General features: G+C 71.3%; 1 protein-coding gene. It reads right to left on the bottom strand.

Annotated features, from left to right (window positions below; all coding sequences use genetic code 11):
• Window positions 1–143: 143 nt before the first annotated feature.
• Entirely contained in the window at window positions 144–944 is an 801-nt protein-coding gene (locus AC5RUJ_RS17030) for a purine-nucleoside phosphorylase (protein WP_494127978.1), read from the bottom strand.
• Window positions 945–1,067 lie beyond the last annotated feature (123 nt).

The following is a 1,067-nucleotide window of genomic DNA, read 5'->3' as shown; positions in this document are numbered from 1 at the left end:
CGCGGCGGCTTCCGGCGCGCCGGCCTCGGCCGCTGCCAGCAGGTCTTGCAATTCCCGGCGCGTCTGCTCGTCCGGATCGGCCTCCAGCCAGGCCTCGGCCGCGGCCTTCAGCTCCTGGGGTGTTGCGGTCATGTCGCTCCCGTTCACAGTTTGGCGACAATTCCGGCCAGCAGCCGCGAGATCCGCGGCCCCGCGGCCCGCCCCGCCTCGATGACCTCGGCGTGGCTGAGCGGAACGTCGCTGATGCCGGCCGCAAGGTTGGTCACCAGCGAGATTCCGAAAACCTCCATGCCGGCGTGGCGCGCGGCGATGGCCTCCAACGCCGTGGACATGCCGACCAGGTCGGCGCCGATCCGCTTGGCGTACTGCACCTCGGCCGGAGTTTCGTAGTGGGGGCCGGGGAATTGTGCGTATACGCCTTCGTCCAGGCTGGGATCCACCTCCCGAGCCAGGGTGCGCAGTCGTCCCGAATAGAGGTCGGTCAGGTCAACGAAGGTTGCGCCTTCCAGCGGGGAGGCGGCGGTGAGGTTGATGTGGTCGCTGATCAGCACCGGCGTGCCCGGCGCCCAGGCCGGGTTCAGTCCGCCGCAGCCGTTGGTCAGCACCAGCGTCCTGCACCCGGCCGCCGCCGCAGTCCGGACGCCGTGGACGACCGAGCGTACGCCCTTGCCCTCGTAGTAGTGGGTGCGGGCGCCCAGCACCAGCACGCGCTTGCCGTCGGGCGTCCGGACGGAGCGGATGGTGCCGACGTGGCCTTCGACTGCCGGGGCGGAGAACCCGGAAATGTCCGTGGCCGGGATCGAGTGGGTCGTCTCTCCGATGAGGTCGGCGGCCTCGCCCCAGCCGGAGCCGAGCACCAGCGCGACGTCATGGGTGGGAACACCGGTCTGGCGGGCGAGGGAAGCGGCTGCCTCGGCGGCCAGTTCAAAGGGGTCTGTAGTCACAGCACCTAACCTACCCGCTGCCGAACTGCCGCCGAAAGCGTCGGGCGGGGGCGCCGTCGTCGTTCCTGGCATTGGGGATGTCCGGGCGGCTGGCGCGCGGCTGGCGGCGGCCGTGCGCGGGCC

It is taken from the genome of Arthrobacter sp. Y3223164 (assembly GCF_059091005.1).
The sequence above is the reverse complement of the archived record's forward strand: the minus strand, read 5'-3'. Positions and strand labels throughout refer to the sequence as shown.